Source organism: Paenibacillus azoreducens (assembly GCF_021654775.1).
Lineage (GTDB): Bacteria > Bacillota > Bacilli > Paenibacillales > Paenibacillaceae > Paenibacillus_AQ > Paenibacillus_AQ azoreducens.
The window spans coordinates 1,270,099-1,286,787 of record NZ_AP025343.1; the positions used below are offsets into that span (position 1 = coordinate 1,270,099).

The 16,689-nt window shown below is 46.6% G+C and carries 11 protein-coding genes; 5 read left to right on the forward strand and 6 right to left on the reverse strand.

The annotated features are described in order from the left end of the window. The first annotated feature begins 35 nt into the window (after positions 1–35). Positions 36–1,505, forward strand: a complete 1,470-nt coding sequence (locus L6442_RS05425) for an ABC transporter substrate-binding protein (protein ID WP_212977750.1) — start codon at positions 36–38, stop codon at positions 1,503–1,505. A 73-nt stretch (positions 1,506–1,578) separates the two neighbouring features. Here L6442_RS05425 and L6442_RS05430 read toward each other — a convergent pair whose 3' ends face one another. The 3 genes from L6442_RS05430 to L6442_RS05440 are packed head-to-tail and all read right to left on the reverse strand — an operon-like array spanning position 1,579 to position 4,860. Next, positions 1,579–2,919, reverse strand: coding sequence for a sugar phosphate nucleotidyltransferase (locus L6442_RS05430; RefSeq protein ID WP_212977749.1), 1,341 nt, complete (start codon positions 2,917–2,919; stop codon positions 1,579–1,581). A 40-nt stretch (positions 2,920–2,959) separates the two neighbouring features. Next, a complete protein-coding gene (locus L6442_RS05435; protein WP_212977748.1) occupies positions 2,960–4,069 on the reverse strand; it encodes a glycosyltransferase in 1,110 nt (369 codons plus the stop codon). Further along, a complete protein-coding gene (locus tag L6442_RS05440; RefSeq protein ID WP_212977747.1) occupies positions 4,066–4,860 on the reverse strand; it encodes a DUF6492 family protein in 795 nt (264 codons plus the stop codon). Before L6442_RS05440 ends, L6442_RS05435 begins: the two co-directional genes overlap by 4 nt. Before the next feature lie 374 nt (positions 4,861–5,234). On the opposite strand from L6442_RS05440, the gene L6442_RS05445 reads away from it, so the two are divergent. From L6442_RS05445 to L6442_RS05460, 4 genes are all read left to right on the forward strand, one after another. Beyond that, positions 5,235–7,625: a polyprenyl synthetase family protein gene (locus L6442_RS05445; RefSeq protein ID WP_212977746.1), complete on the forward strand. Its 2,391-nt coding sequence runs from the start codon at positions 5,235–5,237 to the stop codon at positions 7,623–7,625. A gap of 262 nt (positions 7,626–7,887) precedes the next feature. Continuing rightward, a complete protein-coding gene (spoVB, locus tag L6442_RS05450) occupies positions 7,888–9,438 on the forward strand; it encodes a stage V sporulation protein B (RefSeq protein ID WP_237100232.1) in 1,551 nt (516 codons plus the stop codon). A 316-nt stretch (positions 9,439–9,754) separates the two neighbouring features. Next, complete coding sequence (locus L6442_RS05455) at positions 9,755–12,265, forward strand: S-layer homology domain-containing protein (RefSeq protein ID WP_212977744.1); 2,511 nt, start codon at positions 9,755–9,757, stop codon at positions 12,263–12,265. A gap of 191 nt (positions 12,266–12,456) precedes the next feature. Further along, a complete protein-coding gene (locus tag L6442_RS05460) occupies positions 12,457–13,851 on the forward strand; it encodes an MATE family efflux transporter (RefSeq protein WP_212977743.1) in 1,395 nt (464 codons plus the stop codon). An 875-nt stretch (positions 13,852–14,726) separates the two neighbouring features. Here the strand turns inward: L6442_RS05460 and L6442_RS05465 are convergent. From L6442_RS05465 to L6442_RS05475, 3 genes are read right to left on the reverse strand one after another with little or no spacing between them, the layout of a single operon-like run. Beyond that, positions 14,727–15,092: a GntR family transcriptional regulator gene (locus L6442_RS05465; RefSeq protein ID WP_212977742.1), complete on the reverse strand. Its 366-nt coding sequence runs from the start codon at positions 15,090–15,092 to the stop codon at positions 14,727–14,729. After that, complete coding sequence (locus tag L6442_RS05470) at positions 15,089–15,745, reverse strand: ABC-2 transporter permease (RefSeq protein ID WP_212977741.1); 657 nt, start codon at positions 15,743–15,745, stop codon at positions 15,089–15,091. The genes L6442_RS05465 and L6442_RS05470 overlap by 4 nt, the downstream gene beginning before the upstream one ends. After that, on the reverse strand, positions 15,738–16,592 hold the full coding sequence (locus tag L6442_RS05475) for an ABC transporter ATP-binding protein (protein WP_212977740.1): 855 nt from the start codon (positions 16,590–16,592) through the stop codon (positions 15,738–15,740). Before L6442_RS05475 ends, L6442_RS05470 begins: the two co-directional genes overlap by 8 nt. Between the last annotated feature and the right edge of the window lie 97 nt (positions 16,593–16,689).

Consider the following 16,689-nt stretch of genomic DNA (forward strand, 5'->3'; position numbering starts at 1 on the left):
TAGATTAACCATTTTATTAGGGAGGGTCATCATTCATGAAAGCAAGGAAAATGCTTATCTTTTTGGTTTTATTGATTGCGTCCGTTTCGGTGATGGCAGGTTGCGGCAGCGACAAAAAGGAAGGAACAGAGAATGCCGCACTCAAAACCATCCGGATTTTGTACCCTGGTGAGGAAACGGATCGGATGAGCGAATTTCTAAAAAATGAATTTGCGGAAAAAATGGCTGCCGATCTTGGTTTGAAGGTAGAGGTTGTGTTTGTGCCGTGGGCCCAATATTGGGAGCAAAAAGATATTATGCTGGCCGCCAATGAACCGATCGATCTGTATTGGGATGGTCTCCCGGATCTTTCTACGATCGTGAACAAGAAGCAAGCGATGGCATTGGATGATTTAATCGAGAAATATGGTCAGGATATGTTAAAAGTGTTGCCGAAGGAACAGCTTCAAGGCGCAACGATTGACGGCAAGGTTTATGGCATTCCATCGGCGTACGCACCTTCCTCCGCCATGTATCAGCTGGTCGCCGTTCGTCAGGATATCCTCGAAGCCGTAGGGATGACCGACATCAAAACCGCCGATGATCTGAAAGAATTTGCAACCAAGGCGAAAGCCAAGTTCCCTGAAATGAAAGGGCCAGCCGACATTATTTTTAAACCGTTAACAAGGTATTTTGGCGATGAACAATATAACTGGATCGCCTCCGAGGATTTGGTCGTATTCGGGGAAGACAGCAAAAAAGCATATAGTTATTATGAATCAGAGGCTTTCCAGAAAGTAGCGAAGTTTAACCGTGAAATGTATAAAGCCGGATTATACACGGAGGATCTGACCATTAAATACAATGAAAGAGACTCCCGCATGCAGACAGGTTTGTATTTATGGGTTGAAGGATCCGTGGGCAAGGAAATGGAAATCATTAATGCACTCAAAGCCAATGCACCGAACGCCAAAGTTAAAACGTACCTGTTAGCGGAGGATAAACCGCGTTATATTACGGCCACGGGCGGAGAGGTTCTGGGCATACCCGTAAACGCTCCAAATCCTGAAGGTGCGATGAAGTTTATAAACTGGATTTATAAGTCCAAGGAAAATTATTTGTTTGCTCTCTATGGCGTCGAAGGCAAGGACTACGAAATTGTGGATGGAAGAATCAAAAAACTGACCTCTAACGAATTTTTCTATGAATGGATGTTTAGAAACCAAAATTACCAAATGTTCGGGCCGGATGTGTCGCAAGAGTCCATCGATAAGTATAAGAGCTGGGATGACAAAGCTATACGATCCGCTTCACTCGGCTTCCGATTTAATAACGAGAAAGTCAAATCGATCGAAACGGCTCTGAAAGAAGTTACGGGCAAAGACTTGGCCGCTATACGTTCCGGTTTTGTGGACTTTGAAACAGGGTATCCCAAGGCCATTGAGAAGCTGAAGAAAGCAGGCATTGATGAATATGTAGCCGAGGTGCAGCGTCAGTTGGACGAGTTTTTGGCTGGTAAAAAATAAGAGTCCGCTATAGCGATCAAAAAAAGAGGCCGTCCCCAAAGATTGTAGATCTTGAGGGCGGCCCCATACCTTCCTACCACTCCATCGCAACACGATGAACATCCCCTTGAGCCAGATCCTTCCCCAACACGACTTCCATCAGTTCAAGATCAGTAATTGCTTTTATTCCATGCTTGAATCCAGCTGTGATTTGTAAAACATCGCCCGCCTGCAGTTTATATAGCCTACCTTCCATTAGGATCTCCGCGCTGCCCGTTACAATCGTCACGATTTCCTGCCGCTTCAGATGCCGGTGATAGCTCGTATATTTTCCTTGGGTGAGTTTAACCCTCTTGATCATGACTTCCATTCCCGTTTCATCTTTCCAATAATTCAAGACCCGATAGGATCCCCATCTTTTCTCTTCATACATTGGAATCTGCGGTACATGTTCGAGCCTTTCCTTGATTTGATTGGCTTTATCCTTGTTAGCGATCAGGATGCCATCAGAACTTGCCGCAACGATGAGATCAGAGACGCCGATAATTTCAATAGGATAGGGAAGTTCGTTAATGAGATGGGTATTCGAGGAGTCATCCGAAATTCGCCCCGATCCAATCACTTTGTTCTCGAAATGACCGCTGAGCGCCATCCAACTCCCCAAATCATTCCAATAGCCGTCATATCTCATGACAACAGCAGGCAGTGTGTGTTCCACGACTTCCCGGTCGAAACTGGTATTGGCAAGATGTTCGTAATTAGCCAGCCAATGCTCAACTTGGGTCGGATGCCCCTTGTCCTTCAAATACGCCAGCATGAACTTCAAGGGGAATGCAAATATGCCGCAGTTCCACATCGCGTGATGCCCGATTAAGCGAGAGGCCGTTTGTTCGTTAGGCTTTTCTATGAATTGGCGGATGAAAAAATATTCGTCATTCTCCTTGGGCAGAATTGGAACGATATAGCCGAACTGATCGGAAGGATGGGTAGGTTTTGTTCCGAGGAGAGCAAGATCTGCTTTAGAATGCAAAAGAACATCGGGAAAGCGAAGGAGCAGCCGGAAAAACGCGGTATCTGCGAAAGTGTCTACCGGAAGAATACAAACCGTTTCATTTGGATCTGCTTGCAGTTTCTCATGAAGATAACTTACGGCATAGGCGACAGCTGTGAAGGTTCCTCTTTTATAGGGTTCGGCCAGGATCGGGATATGCTCGCCAACATAGTTGCGCGTAATTTCCACTTGACTGTGATGGGTGACGATACATGTGGATTGAAGCAACCCCGCCTCATCCAATTGTCGGCATATCCGTTCGATCATCGATTCTCTGACCCCTGCTTCGGATTTCAAAAGCTTAAGAAACACCTTGGAGCGAACCTCGTTGGATAAAGGCCACAGCCTTTTTCCGGATCCCCCGCACAATAGTACAATGCGCAAGCTGATTCCTCCTTTCTTGGGGGAACATCACCCTCCATTCTCATTTCTTGGATCGAATGACTTCTTCAATCGCATGTTTCATGAATGCCCCGGCCCGATCCCAGGATAAATGAAACATATCCTTTCTGCCTTGGCGTCCTTTTTGTTTGCAAAGCCCGGGATTCTGGTACGCTTTCCTCATTGTTTTTTTCAAGCTGCCCAGATCCGGTTCCGCCCATAGTTGTCCCTTTTGCACAAACAGGTTGCTGAATTTTTTCGAAATGGCTCTGTTCATGCTGCTTGACGGGCTCCTTAGCTGATACGGAATGAGGAATGAGTTGCTGTGCGTAAGAAAATCCATTTGCCCGCCCCAACTTGTGGTGATGACCGGTACGCCGCTCGCCAGCGCTTCCAGAAAAGGCAGCCCAACCCCCTCGCCACGAGTGGGGAGGACGAAAACATTGCCAAGCGTATACAAACCCTTAAGCTGGTTTTCACTGAGCCGGCGGCCGATAATGACAACGGGGGCTGTATCCTTTTGAATGCCCAATCTTTTTTTGTATTGCAGTATTTTTTGCTGAATCCATTTTTCGTTCTCATGTGCCGCATATCCGTTCGTTTTGATCACAAGCATGACGTTATCTTTAGAGGAAAACTCTTCCCAATATGCCCTTAAGAGGCCCTCCGGATTTTTGCGATGCTGGAAGCCAAATACGGACACGAATGTAAACCTGCCTGCCGCACCCGGCACAGACATCTTCTTATTGTTCGGATGAAACTCCTTGGTGTTTACGCCATGGGGAACGACAAAAATCGGGACTTTCACGCCGCTGTTCCTTAGCGTTCCTTTATTCTGCCGGGAGGGGACGCAAACCGCGTCAAATTTGTTCATATGGGGAAGCCAGCCCTTGGGGATCCTGCTTGTTTCCCAAACGGTGTTCAAAATAATGAAATCATATACGCTGCGCTCTTTTTGCCATTGAATGCTGCTGGGAATATGGTGATAAATCAGCACCTTTTTGCCTTGGACGCCGTTTTTGCGGTGGTTTGACGCTCCGATGCTAACGGCCACTCCCTGCCGCTTTAGTGCTTGCGCATACGCTCTGCTGGCACGGCCAAGCCCGCTTGCTTTGTGTACGGGTCCCTTCCAGTAGACATGATAGGGCTTCATTTGGCTCCCTTCTTCGAAGATTTAACATATTCTTTGCGTTGGTGAAAAGAAATGGAGCGATATGACTTGGTCAGGGAAGACATCTTGGAAGGGGATATTTGCGAAAAACTCGAATGCAAGCTTTTATTGTTTGCAGGCTTTAAGATCATCTTTTCAGGCTCAGACGAGTATAGGAAGTTCCCATACGTTTCAAATTCCGAAAAAGCGAATTGTTTGGATTTATTCATGCTTTTCATAATCGCCGAGTACCAGCTGCTGTGATGTTTAGATTCAATCGCTTGTTTTAGCTGCTTTACTTTTGATTTATTGAACAGCATGTAATGGGTCACGAAGGAGGACCGGGAGGAGCGGCTTTTTCCCATCAATTTTTTATACGTCTTGAAGTATTCGTCCTGGCTCCAGTTTCTGCAGTAAAACACCGTTTTGTTGCCCACCTTGAAGACATGCGGGCGAATAAGCACGGTATCGGCATCGATGACCAAATAGTGCTTGGATGAGCACACCTTATCACCGCCCAGCTTAAGCAGCTGCTGATAAAGCCATCCGGACCGATCCCACCTTTTGGATTGATAATGGATGTTCTTTTTCGTTATGGGCAGAACTGTATCTTCATGAACGAATCTACACCCCTTCTTCGCACAAAGATCAAGAATTCTTTGCTTCCGGGGAGCTACAATCATGATTTCGCGGATAGGATGCTTCACATATTTTCTTACTGAATCAATAACATGGGGGAGTGTAGCCAGATCTTTCTCAATCGCTGGGATTAACACATCAATTGGGGTTGTCATTTGCTCATCTCCATATGTCTAATATATGGATTATCATATGCCGGAGGAATGAAACGGGATGGGTGTAGTGAGCGTGAAAAACACACAAAAGTAAGGGTTTGAAAAATTTATTAATGTTGTTCTTCTAATCCATTACAGGACTTATGTCAAAGCGTGAACAACTGGCGTTAGATCCGCATACATTGTTAGACTTCGCCATGACAAGTTGAGAAGGATTATTTCCTTGCAACCCCAAACATTCTTCCTCGTATAAAGGTATGAACTTGAATGGAAGAAGCAGGCGCGACAAGCATTCCTCCTTTTAAATTATCATGAATTCCTGGGTTATGAATCGGATATGGCTCTAACTCTTTTAGAAACCGAGGGAACATCATATGAATGCACATTATATATATCATGCCGAACCCGAAACCAGTTATCGTCTAGCGGAGGAGAAGGCAGCTCAATATTTTTCGACTCTTGATGCTCAGGTTAAGAATCAATCTTTCCTGCCCATCTTGACCCATGACATTCAGCTCTGGAAAAGAAGTCATATTACTCAGCCATCGCTGTTATCCCTGTTTTCCAAAAAAAAGAAACGGCCTGATTCGCGAGATTATGGGCGATACATTCAATGGCTGAATTACACAGGCAAACTGGAAGATTATCTCGATCGAAGCGTCTCATACATTTACATGAGAGATCTAGGTAAAGCTTTGGATTCGCTTGAGACGAAGACCCGTATACAAAGAATTGTTGCCGATGTAAAAAGGTACGTTCTTCAATTGACTACCGGAGACGGCGATAAACCTCCAGCGATGGTGGACTTGGCTGAGCTGTATCGCTGGTCGCAGAAACTGGGCATTGAAGCATCTACGATCTGGCTTATCGACAAACTCAAGGGAGTGGCCGCCCATATTCCAGAGGGGATGAACGCCGAACATGCGCAGCGAAAGCTGATCAAGATCGTCATCGGCGTCATGATGCATGTATACGAAGAATTGGATGTAGATGTATCCCATGCTGTAAGGGCACAGAAACTCAGTGAAGCGATCCGGCTTGGCTACTCCTATGGCCTAACTTATCCCTTCATCGACGATCTGTTGGATTCCTATGTATTAACTCCGCAAGAGAAAGAGCAGTATTCGCACATGATCCGCAGCGCGCTGCTTACAGGGATTGTTCCGGAGATCGGATTATGGACGGGAAGCAATCATGAGCTCATTCAATATATCCATGCAGAGCTTAAAGAGGCATTTGAAACGATCGCGAATATTCAAAATGAAGAGTCCAAGCAGATCTTCTTCGAGCAATCCTATGTCTTTTTTCAAGCTCAAGAACAGGATCGTGCAAAAAACCTTGCTTACCCAAGCTACACCAATGAAGATCTCTATATTCCGGTGATCCTGAAGTCTTCTTCATCACGGCAAATTATTCGATCCGTCATTGCTGCTTCGGTGGATGATGGCTTCGATCATCGTACTTTCTGCTATGGCATTTACAATCAATTGGCGGATGATTTTGCCGATATGTTTGACGATATGGACAACGGTGCGGTCACTCCGTACACCTATTATTTAAAATACCGCCACCAGCGTCCTGATCTCATCAATCCATTTGAATTATACTGGGCGGTTATTCATCACCTGATTCATGGCGTGCATCATTCCGATTCCAGCACAAGAGAGGTTATTCTGGATCGTGCCATTAATGGCCTGAAGCGCTGCAAGGAGCGCTTAGGAACGGAGAAATACAACGAGATCATGGATATCTTTGCTTCCGGAATTCCTGCATTGAACAAGCTCGTTCAGCAAATGGTGCAGAAAGCGGATGATGTGGACTTCCTTGATAAGCTGCTCCGGGACCAGCTTGTTACAGCCCTTCGTCATGATCAGAAGGAGAAGGATGAATTCCTGGACACCGTTCATAAAGCCCGCGATCAGATCAACAGCGTCTTAAAGATAGCAAAGGAAGACGATATCTCTCCGATGAAAGAGCCGCTTATTGATGCGGCAAATTACTGCCTGGAGGGTGACGGCAAACGGCTGCGTCCGATTCTGTCTTGGGCTATAGCCGTGAACGCATACGGTCTGAATGCGTCCGAGATTATACCTCTTCTGCGATCTATTGAGTATATGCATACGGCTTCTTTAATCTTTGATGATCTGCCTTCACAGGATAATGCCTCTATCCGGCGCGGCCGTCCAACTTTGCATCAGGTGCATAATATTGCGACAGCCGAATTGACAGGACTATTCCTCATTCAAAAGGCGATTAAAGAGCAGTCGTCGCTTAAGTCTTTTGATCCGAAGGCTGTACTTGACCTGATGCAATATTCCGCGCATAAGACGGAGGAGATGTGCATGGGGCAAGCGATGGACCTTGATTCCAAGGGGAAGGCGCTGAATCTCGACCAACTGAACATGATTTGCTTTTATAAGACGGGAATCGCCTTTGAAGCCTCTCTTGTCATGCCGGCTATTCTCGCTCAGATCTCTGGGGAAGAGATCGAAACGCTAAAGAAATATGCCTATCATGCCGGGATTGCCTTTCAGATTAAAGATGACTTGCTAGATCTGGAGGGGGATACGCATGTACTTGGAAAGCCTGTTGGTCAGGATGCTCATAACAACAATTCGAACTTTGTATCCATCCTTGGCCGGGAGGGCGCCAGAAAAGAGATGTGGGAGCACTACTGTCTGGCGATGGAAGCATTGAAGGGCATGCCGCGCAATATTGCGTTCCTCCGTCACCTGCTGAATTACTTCGTCAATCGCGATCGCTGATAGAGCTAGCAAAAGATAAGGACACTGCTTCCGATGCTTAAAAGCGATTCACCAGGTGGCAGACAGCCCCCCCTTTTTTCAGCAGTATAGAATTTATAAGTTTTTTTGGGGGTCCCCGCAAAGTATTTGGAATAAGCATCGAAGCATAGGCTCCACTTTGTGGGGTTATTTCACATACTTCTCTGCATGTATTGTCCACGATCCGAATAGGCTTAAAAAGTAGGACAGGACAGACAGTAGGGTGGGGATGCGACTAATGGGAATGAATAAACAAAGTTTTATGCGCGGGACGTTCATTTTGACCGTGTCGTCGTTTTTTACCAAAGGGCTCGGGTTTGTGAACGGAATATTGCTGGCACGTTTTTTGGGAGCTGAAGGGGTAGGTCTCTTGATGATTGCTCATCCGCTGCTTCCGTTGTTTATTACGCTGACGGAGCTGGGGCTGCCAGTTGCGATCTCGAAGCTGGTCTCAGAGGCCGAGGCAAGGGGCGATCAAGCCAGGGTCAAGCGGATTCTTGCCGTATCTTTAAGCGTGACGGGGACACTCAGTATTGTATTGACCTCGGCAGCTCTTTTTGGCTCCAAATGGATCGCTTCGCTTGTATTAGCCGATCAGCGGGCGTTTTATGCGATGGTTGCCATAACGCCGATCATTCCGATTGTTGCGGTGTCAGCTGTGCTCAAGGGATACTTCCGCGGCAGGCAGAACATGAATCCGCTCGCGATCTCTGACATTGTTGAGAATCTGGCGCAGATCATCGTCATTATCGGCGTGGTTAACATTTTGCTGCCTTACGGCATCGCTTACGCCGCTGCGGGGGCAATGGCCGCTTCCGTGATCGGGGAAGGATTTGGTTTACTCTATTTGTTCTCCATGTTCAAATGGTCCAATCGGGGAAGAGCCAAGGCAAACCCGCAACTTGCGGAAGGAGTTTCAACTAAAAAGGATCACACGCTTAGAGACCTGCTGCGCATCGGCTTGCCGATGACAGGCAGCGGTTTAATCCATTCCGTATACCGTGCGTTTCTGCCGCTGCTCATAACGAAAAGCCTGGTGCTGTACGGCATCGGCGTTGAGATGGCAACCAAAGAGTTTGGTCTGCTCGCCGGGTACGCGATTCCGCTGTTGTTTCTTCCGAGCTTTTTTACGCAGTCGCTGTCGACAGCGTTAATTCCGGCGATCAGCGAAGCGAGCGTGGACAATAACAGCCAGCTCATGCACAAGCATATGGATATGGCGCTGCGGATTGCGCTGCTTGCCGGTCTGCCCTGCACCGTCATCTTGTATTTATGGGCCGAACCGCTGACGGGTATTATTTATCACGCGCCGGAAGCGGGAGCGCTGCTCAAAATCGTGGCCCCGCTGTTCTTTTTCTTTTATTTTGAAGCGCCGCTGCAAGCCATTTTGCTTGGTTTGGGCAAAGCTTCAACAGTGATGTGGAACCATATCATGACGAATATTTTTGAAGTGAGCATGATTTTTGTGCTTGGTTCCAACTTCGGGACCAAAGGAGTTGCGCTTGGATTCGGGCTTGGCATGGTGCTTGCGACATTGCTTAATTTTTTCTCCGTGGCCAGCACGATCGGCATTTATTTCGACTTCCGCATATTTTTTAAGGTGGGGGCAGGGGTCGTGGTCATGACATTTTGCGGTCTGGGAGCTCATAGCTTTTTTACGCGGATGCATGTGGGGCAGGCGATTGAACTGCTTGGGTCTCTGCTTATTTCGCTGCTCGCCTATGCCGCAACTTTGCAGCTAACCCGCGCTTTGCACGGCGGTCCCAAGACGCCGACGATGACGCCGGTTTCTTGAATGGGAATATCATGATCGGAAACCGGATTCGAGCGGAGCAGCCAGGTAAGGCATGAAGCGAATCGGACATTTAAACAGCTCAGAGAAATAAAAAAGAAATGATTCTGAATATGAAACTGATCTCTTCACGCCGATAAGGTGTGAAGTTTTTTTATTTATTTGCTGACAAGCAAACAGCAGCTGCCGAATTGAAGTATGGTAACCCAACACAATTCCTAATACCAATCTAATCTCGATGAAGGAAAAAAATGAAAATTGTCGAATGAACAATATGCAAAACAAAGCAGATCTGATTTCTATTTAAAGAGGGGATACAATGGGCAAACAGAAGCAGTTCAATGCAGGCAAGAAAAACGTTCGCCGCTTGCAGACGTCTTTGCTTACCGGAGCTTTGATTGTCGGCTCTATTCCGGGACTGGCATATGCAGAGGGATCGACTGCGAATGAGCAGTTCAAGGCAAACGATCACTTGTCTTCGGGGTTGACTGGCACGAGAGAGAAGCCGCTTACTAATCGGGCTTTGCCAGCGGGATTTTCCGATTTGAACGGATTGACATCGTCCGAACAAGACATCATTCAGAAGGCAGTGAACATGGGTTTGCTGGAAGGAGACTCTTCAGGACATTTCCGTCCTAATGAGGTTTTAACCCGTCAAGAATTAGCTGTTTTGTTGGCACGGGCGCTGCATTTGCCTTTATCGGATGCACCCGCTCCGGCGTTTGCCGACGTGACGGAATCTAACTGGAGCGCTTCTTACATAGAGGCCGTGAAACGAGCCGGGTTGATGGCAGGAGAAGGATCGGAATTGTTCCACCCGCATGATCCCGTTACCCGCGAAGAGTTGGCCGCCGTCTTCGTAAGGGCAGTGAATGGAACGGACGCGCGCGGAGGACAAATCCCCCGGATACAGGATAGTGGACAGGTTTCCTCATGGGCGGCAAGTTTAGTTGATACGGCACTGCGTTTAGGATTAATAGATGCGACCGATGAAAAATTGCACCCGCAGAGTTCCGTTTCACGTAAGGACATTGCATCGTTTTTACTGGATGTTTTTCATACTGAAGAACAGACGACAGCAATCACCAAAGTGGATGGCGACCTGATTTTTGTTGACGGGAGCCCATATTTGGTAGCTGGAAAGTTGAAGCAGCTTCTTGGCGAACGGAATCGTGAGGCGCTGGAAGGGGCTGTGTTGAAATATAAGTCGGCCAACCATAACTTAAACGATCTGTCCGAACTGGAAATCGTCAAGGACGGTGTTGTGCTGGATGCGAGCGGTACTTCATACGGAGGAAGCGTGAAGATTTCCGGGGAAGGCGTCACGGTTAGAGGCGACGCCCTGGGTCAAGTGCTTTTGACGAAAGGACTTACCAATTTTGAGGCTAACGCCAAGATCAAGATGTTGATCGTGGACGGCGGACAAGCCGTTCAGTTGAAAGGGAAAGCTCAAATCGAAACCCTGCAGATAACGAATTCGCAAACGAAGCTGACGATCGGCAGCAGCGTAGGAATCAATGAAGTGCAGTTGCCTAAGGATGTCAAATTGTCACAGGTAATTAAAAACCTGGACCAGGTGCGCGGACAGATCAAACATGTGCAAATCGGCATTGATGATCGGTATCCTCCGAACCCGGTGCCGTCAACTTCCGCTTCAAATCCAAGTCAAAATCCAAGCCCAAGCCCAAATCCGACTCCAACCCCAACTCCATCCAATCATGCTCCAACCGTGAAAACAGCAATTTCTCCTGTGACCACAGGAGTAACGGACGGTGTTCAGTCGGTGAGCCTTGTGGATGTATTTGCAGATGAGGACCAAGACGCTCTGACTTATTCGGCTGTATCCTCGAACACTGGTGTTGCCGCAGTTGGCGTCAACGGAGCAAGCTTGTCCATTACCTCTGTTAACGCCGGAACGGCGACGATCACCGTCACGGCAAATGATGGCAAGGGAGGCAGGGTACAGACGCAGTTCATCGTAACTGTCAAGGCCTCGCCTCCGCATGGTTCCGGAATTCCGGATCAGAGGAAAGAGATTGGTACAGGCGATGTTTTCCTTTCGCTGAACTCCTTTTTTACCGCTGCCGACAATGACCTGCTTACTTATGAAATCAGTGTCGGAGACCCCAGCATCACCGCATTTACTCTCAATGCAGATCAGCTAGTGCTGAGTCCTTTACAAGTCGGCAGCACGACGGTAACGGTCAAAGCATCTGATGGACGCGGCGGCACGCAGACTCAATCGTTCCAATTGTATGTAACAGGAGCGGCAAACCGGAATCCGGTGGTGAAGCAAACGCCAAACAACCGAACGATCACCGTTGGGGAGGATGACTACATCATCGATTTGTCGACAGTGTTTGACGATCCGGACCAAGACACGCTAACTTACGAAGCGATCTCGCTGGACCCAAGTCTCGCAGCGGTCTCGGTTAACGGAACGCAGGCGGCGGTACACGCTCTTGCGTCCGGCATGACGACAATTCAGCTGAAAGCCCAGGACGGCAATGGCGGTGAAGCGACGACCGAGTTCCAAGTCACAGTTAATAAACCGCTTGCGATCGGGACGCTCCCCGCCCAAACACTGCAAGTGGGCGATGCGCCGATAACTTTAGATCTCAGCCCGTATCTTACCGATCCGGATCAAGGCATTTTGACCGTCACGGCAACGTCTGCAGCGGCAAACATTGCAACGATTTACGTCTCGGGACAAAAGGTGACGTTGACCCCGGTTGCTGCAGGTTCTACAACCGTGACGATCACGGTAACAGATGGACGAGGAGGCACAGCAACTTCAGCGTTTGCGGTGACGGTCAAAGTCAAGGAATAAGATCCGGATGCTCTCGCAAATGCAGTTTCTTGGAGAATGTCATTTAGAAATTTGAAGTTCTCCCCTAAAAGGAGATTCAAGAAGGCGGGTTGTTCGTGCAATAAAAAAATTTTTTCCATCACATCTCTTTTGCCAAAAGCATGCTATAATACGATGTACACTTTAAACTTCAATGAAAAAGAGATGATATCTTGGGTTCGCCAGCTCCATATTATAAACAGAAAACCAATGTATTCCTGAATAAGTACTTTACTGGAACCAAGCTTGATTACAAGCAAATTATCGCGATCATTATTCCGATATTTGTGGATCAAGCTTTTATTATTTTGATGAGTTTGATGAACACGGCGATGATTGCTTCCTCGGGCGTGGCTGCCGTAAGTGCGGTCAGCATGGTGGATTCGCTGAACATTTTCCTCGTTAACGTCTTTATTGCCGTGGCAACGGGGGGAACCGTCATCGTGGCGCAGTATAAAGGCAGCGGGAATGACAAGATGGTATCCAGGGCAGCCGCGCAGGCCATTTCGGCAGTTGCGGTGATATCCATTTTTTTATGCGTGATCGTGATCGCTTTTCACACTCCGGTGCTGAATTTGCTGTTCGGCCAGGCGGAAGCGGATGTATTCCAGAATGCCCGGATTTACCTGATCGGAAGCTGTATTTCGTATCCGTTTATTGCTGTTTTTCAGGCGGTGACGGGGGCGCTTCGAGGCGTAGCGGAGACGAAGGCTTGTCTGGGGCTTTCCCTTATTTTGAACTTATCTTATCTGCTGCTTAATATTTTATTTATTACCGTCCTTGATATGGGCGTGATCGGGCTCATCATTTCATTGATTACGGCAAGGGTGCTCGGAATGGGCATTTCGCTGTTTTACTTGATCAAAATGAACCATACGCTCCGGTACCGCCTCAAGGATGCGCTGAAGATCGATTTTTCTTTGCTCAAAAAGATTATGATCATCGGGGTGCCTTTTGCTGCGGAGCAAATGTTTTTTAATGGCGGCAAGCTGCTTACGCAAACTTTTATTGTGCAGCTGGGTACGCTTGCGATTACGGTCAATGCGATCAGCGGCTCGATTTCGATGTTGTTCCAGATCGGGGGAAGTGCGCTGAGTATCGCCGTCGTCACGGTGGTGGGCCAATGTATCGGGAATGGAAGCATTCCGGACGCGAGAAAGTTTATTAAGTCCTTTATCGGGCTGTCGACCGTCCTTTTTATCGTGATTTCAGCGATTATTCTGCCGTTATTCCCGTGGATTGTGAGACTGTTCTCCCCGCCGGCCGAGATTATCCCGGATATATTTAAGCTTACTCTTCTCATCACCATAACGCAGCCGATTTTCTGGTCCGCCAGCTTCATTATGCCTTCGGCTTTACGCGCGGCAGGGGATTCGAACTTCACTTCGATTACGTCGCTGCTGTCGATGTGGGTATTGCGGGTTATTCTGGGTTATGTGCTCGCGATCACCTTCAAGTTCGGCATTATGGGCGTTTGGATTGCGATGGTAACCGAATGGAGCGTACGCGGGGCCATTTTCTGGTGGCGGTTCAGGGGCGATAAGTGGTATAGACGGAAGCTGATATAGGATAGAACACCCTTTACATCAGTTAGGATGGGGAGGGTGTTTGTTTTTGTGAGCGGCTTAAGCGCATGATATAAGTATGTCATAAACGCTGCTCAAAGTAAGGATTGGGTTTGTTCGGTGTGCGGCAAGTCAAAGATCATTTTGCCAAAGGTAACAGAATAACTAAGGAACTTCCCCGTAACCTGTAACCGCCGCATCTTTGCATCATGTGCATATGGATACGGATTACAAATTGTTGCGTTTGTGCACTCTTTTCTGGCATTGTAGGAGTTAAAACGCAAAATTGTTGCGATTGTGCATCAATTTGACCATGAATCGTGTAAAAACGCTCAAAAGGCGGAAAAAGCCTGCACTTTTGCAAGCATTTCAACGATAACGGAGCTGACTGACGAAAACAGATGCACTTTTGCAAGTTTTTTAACGATACGGAGCTGCCTGCCGAGAACAGATGCACTTTTGCAAGTTTTTCAGCGAGACTGGTCTGTTCAAGCTTGAAGAAGCGGTAGGTGGTTCATCTGCTTTGAGTGAGTCTTTTGTGCGGGAGGTCGTGCTTAAAAACACAATGTTTCGCAGACTCTGAGGTTCGTGTAGCATATATGCTTTTGGAATTCTGCCGAAAGTGTGGCAGTAAGCATCCTGAAGGTATTCTAATTCAATTGCCATTAAGTTTCGCACTCGCCGTGATGCGCCCCCCTAAGGGAATTCTTTATTCCAGGGGGGGGGCATTTTTTTAAGATTATAGAATTTATAAATTTTAAGCGGAGCTTAAGAAATCCTATAATCGCAAGAAAAACATCCGCTAAATGCGGTCTGTCTTCCTAGAAAGTACGTCGATAGTCGTTTTTCTTATGGCGGTCTACCGAATGTCGCTCCCGTTAATAAATCTTCTTTAACAGCTCAATAACTTCATCTAGAGTCAGGCCAAAGGATTTGTAGTATGAAGTGTCACTTTCCATTTGCTTCAGGATCATTTCGTTGCGTATTCGAAGCATCTCATCGGAAGAGAATTCGGCCACAAAACACCCTTTACCTGTGACTGTATTGATCAAACCGCTTCGTTCGAGTTCTTCCCAAGCTTTTTTGACGGTGATGACACTAACACGAAGCTCCAGGGCTGCTTGTCGAATGGGTGGTAAACAATAGCCGCTTTCAAGCTCTCCTTTCAAAATTTGGGCGCTGATTTGTTCGAAAAGCTGCTGATAAATCGGTTTTTCAGATGTGTTCGAAATTGCTATGTTCATTGTATCTCCACTTGCAGGAATCGTTTAACCCCAATTCGATAAGCAATCATCGTGAATGCAATGAAAATAATGATTCCTGCGACCAGAATAGATGTTTGAAGCGCCATATTGTCAGCACCGGACCCATTGAAAATGTCAAACAAATAAGAACTCTGGATTCCCAGCCATTGGGCAACACCGGCAAAAATCATAGCGGCCACTATAGATACAAGCTGCGCCGTACCATATTTATACGCCGTCTTGTAATACATGGGTATCAAGATAATGTTATAGATCGCAAACATGGCAAAGTTTAGCCCCCAGAAACCCATGTGCGGCGCGAAGAAATGGTACGTCAGATTCGGGTATAGGTGAATCGTGAACAAACCGTAGATCATAGCAAACACAATATGCATTAATTCCAGGATAACAAAAACGGACACCCTTGCCTTCACCATGTCTTTCTTGGTTACAGGCATCATCGCGGTAAAGAGTAAATCGTTCGAGCTTCTGAATTGGGCGAACAAATTCGGTGCCGTTACCCAGAAAAAATACATAACCACAATAAAATACAACCAACCCGGAATGAGCATTAAGGCGCCCATCAAAATAGGAAATACAAAAAACAACGGATTTACGCCTAATTTCAAATCTTTTATCAATAAGTTAAACATACGCATCCTCCTTTTTCGCGAAATAGATCATGATTTCCTCGAGACTCGGCGTGGTTGCTTTAATATCGGAAGATGGATCGAAGTCTTTGGAGTGGATCAATCCTGTAAAGCCGAATGAATTTAGTTTGTAGGAAATCAACTTTTCTTTCACCTGGTTTAGCTGGTCTTCGTTGCCGTTCAACAAGCGATAGGACTCCTTAAATTCTTCTTTGTCGGCACTTTTGATAATTTGTCCGTTTTCGATATAGGTAATAAAATCCGCGCATTTTTCCAAGTCAGTTGTAATGTGGGTGGAAAAAAGAATGCTGATTTCGCCATCGACTACGAGCTCTTGAAAAATATCGAGCAGATCATCTCTTGAGACCGGATCGAGTCCGCTTGTTGGTTCATCGAGGATGAGAAGCTTTGCACCATGGGATAAGGCCAGGGCCAAACTGTACTTTACTTTCATTCCCGTCGACAAATCGACGATTTTTTTGTTTTCATCCAATTTGAATCTTCTCAAATAGCTGTAATAGGTTTCATCATCCCAATTCGTATAGAATCTTTTAATCACACTAGTCAATGTTTTCATTTTGCTCCGAGTATAAAAATCGATGCCGCCAAACGCATATCCGAGTTCTTGTTTCAATTCGACTTCGTGTTCGGCAATGTTTTTACCTAAAATGTGTATCTCGCCGCTATCAAGATGAATCATATTGAGGATCGATTTGATTGTGGTTGTTTTTCCTGCGCCATTGGCGCCGATAAATCCCATAATATAACCTTTTTCCAGTTGAAACGATATATCTTTTAACTGAAAATTCGGATATGTTTTGTTTAAATTTCTAACGTCTAATGCTAGCATAAAGTTCCTCCTCTTTAAATTGTGTATATCGTGTATGCACAATATAGCATGAGGAAATTATGAAGTCAATTGTTTTATGACTTAATTTTGGAATATG

Excerpts from the sequence above, each read along its gene's own strand:
- L6442_RS05435 (WP_212977748.1), bottom strand. The coding sequence starts at position 4,069 with ATGAAGCCCTATCATGTCTACTGGAAGGGACCCGTACACAAAGCAAGC.
- L6442_RS05465 (WP_212977742.1), bottom strand. The coding sequence starts at position 15,092 with ATGAACATAGCAATTTCGAACACATCTGAAAAACCGATTTATCAGCAG.
- L6442_RS05445 (WP_212977746.1), top strand. The coding sequence starts at position 5,235 with ATGAATGCACATTATATATATCATGCCGAACCCGAAACCAGTTATCGT.
- spoVB (WP_237100232.1), top strand. The coding sequence starts at position 7,888 with ATGAATAAACAAAGTTTTATGCGCGGGACGTTCATTTTGACCGTGTCG.
- L6442_RS05440 (WP_212977747.1), bottom strand. The coding sequence starts at position 4,860 with ATGACAACCCCAATTGATGTGTTAATCCCAGCGATTGAGAAAGATCTG.
- L6442_RS05470 (WP_212977741.1), bottom strand. The coding sequence starts at position 15,745 with ATGTTTAACTTATTGATAAAAGATTTGAAATTAGGCGTAAATCCGTTG.
- L6442_RS05455 (WP_212977744.1), top strand. The coding sequence starts at position 9,755 with ATGGGCAAACAGAAGCAGTTCAATGCAGGCAAGAAAAACGTTCGCCGC.
- L6442_RS05425 (WP_212977750.1), top strand. The coding sequence starts at position 36 with ATGAAAGCAAGGAAAATGCTTATCTTTTTGGTTTTATTGATTGCGTCC.
- L6442_RS05475 (WP_212977740.1), bottom strand. The coding sequence starts at position 16,592 with ATGCTAGCATTAGACGTTAGAAATTTAAACAAAACATATCCGAATTTT.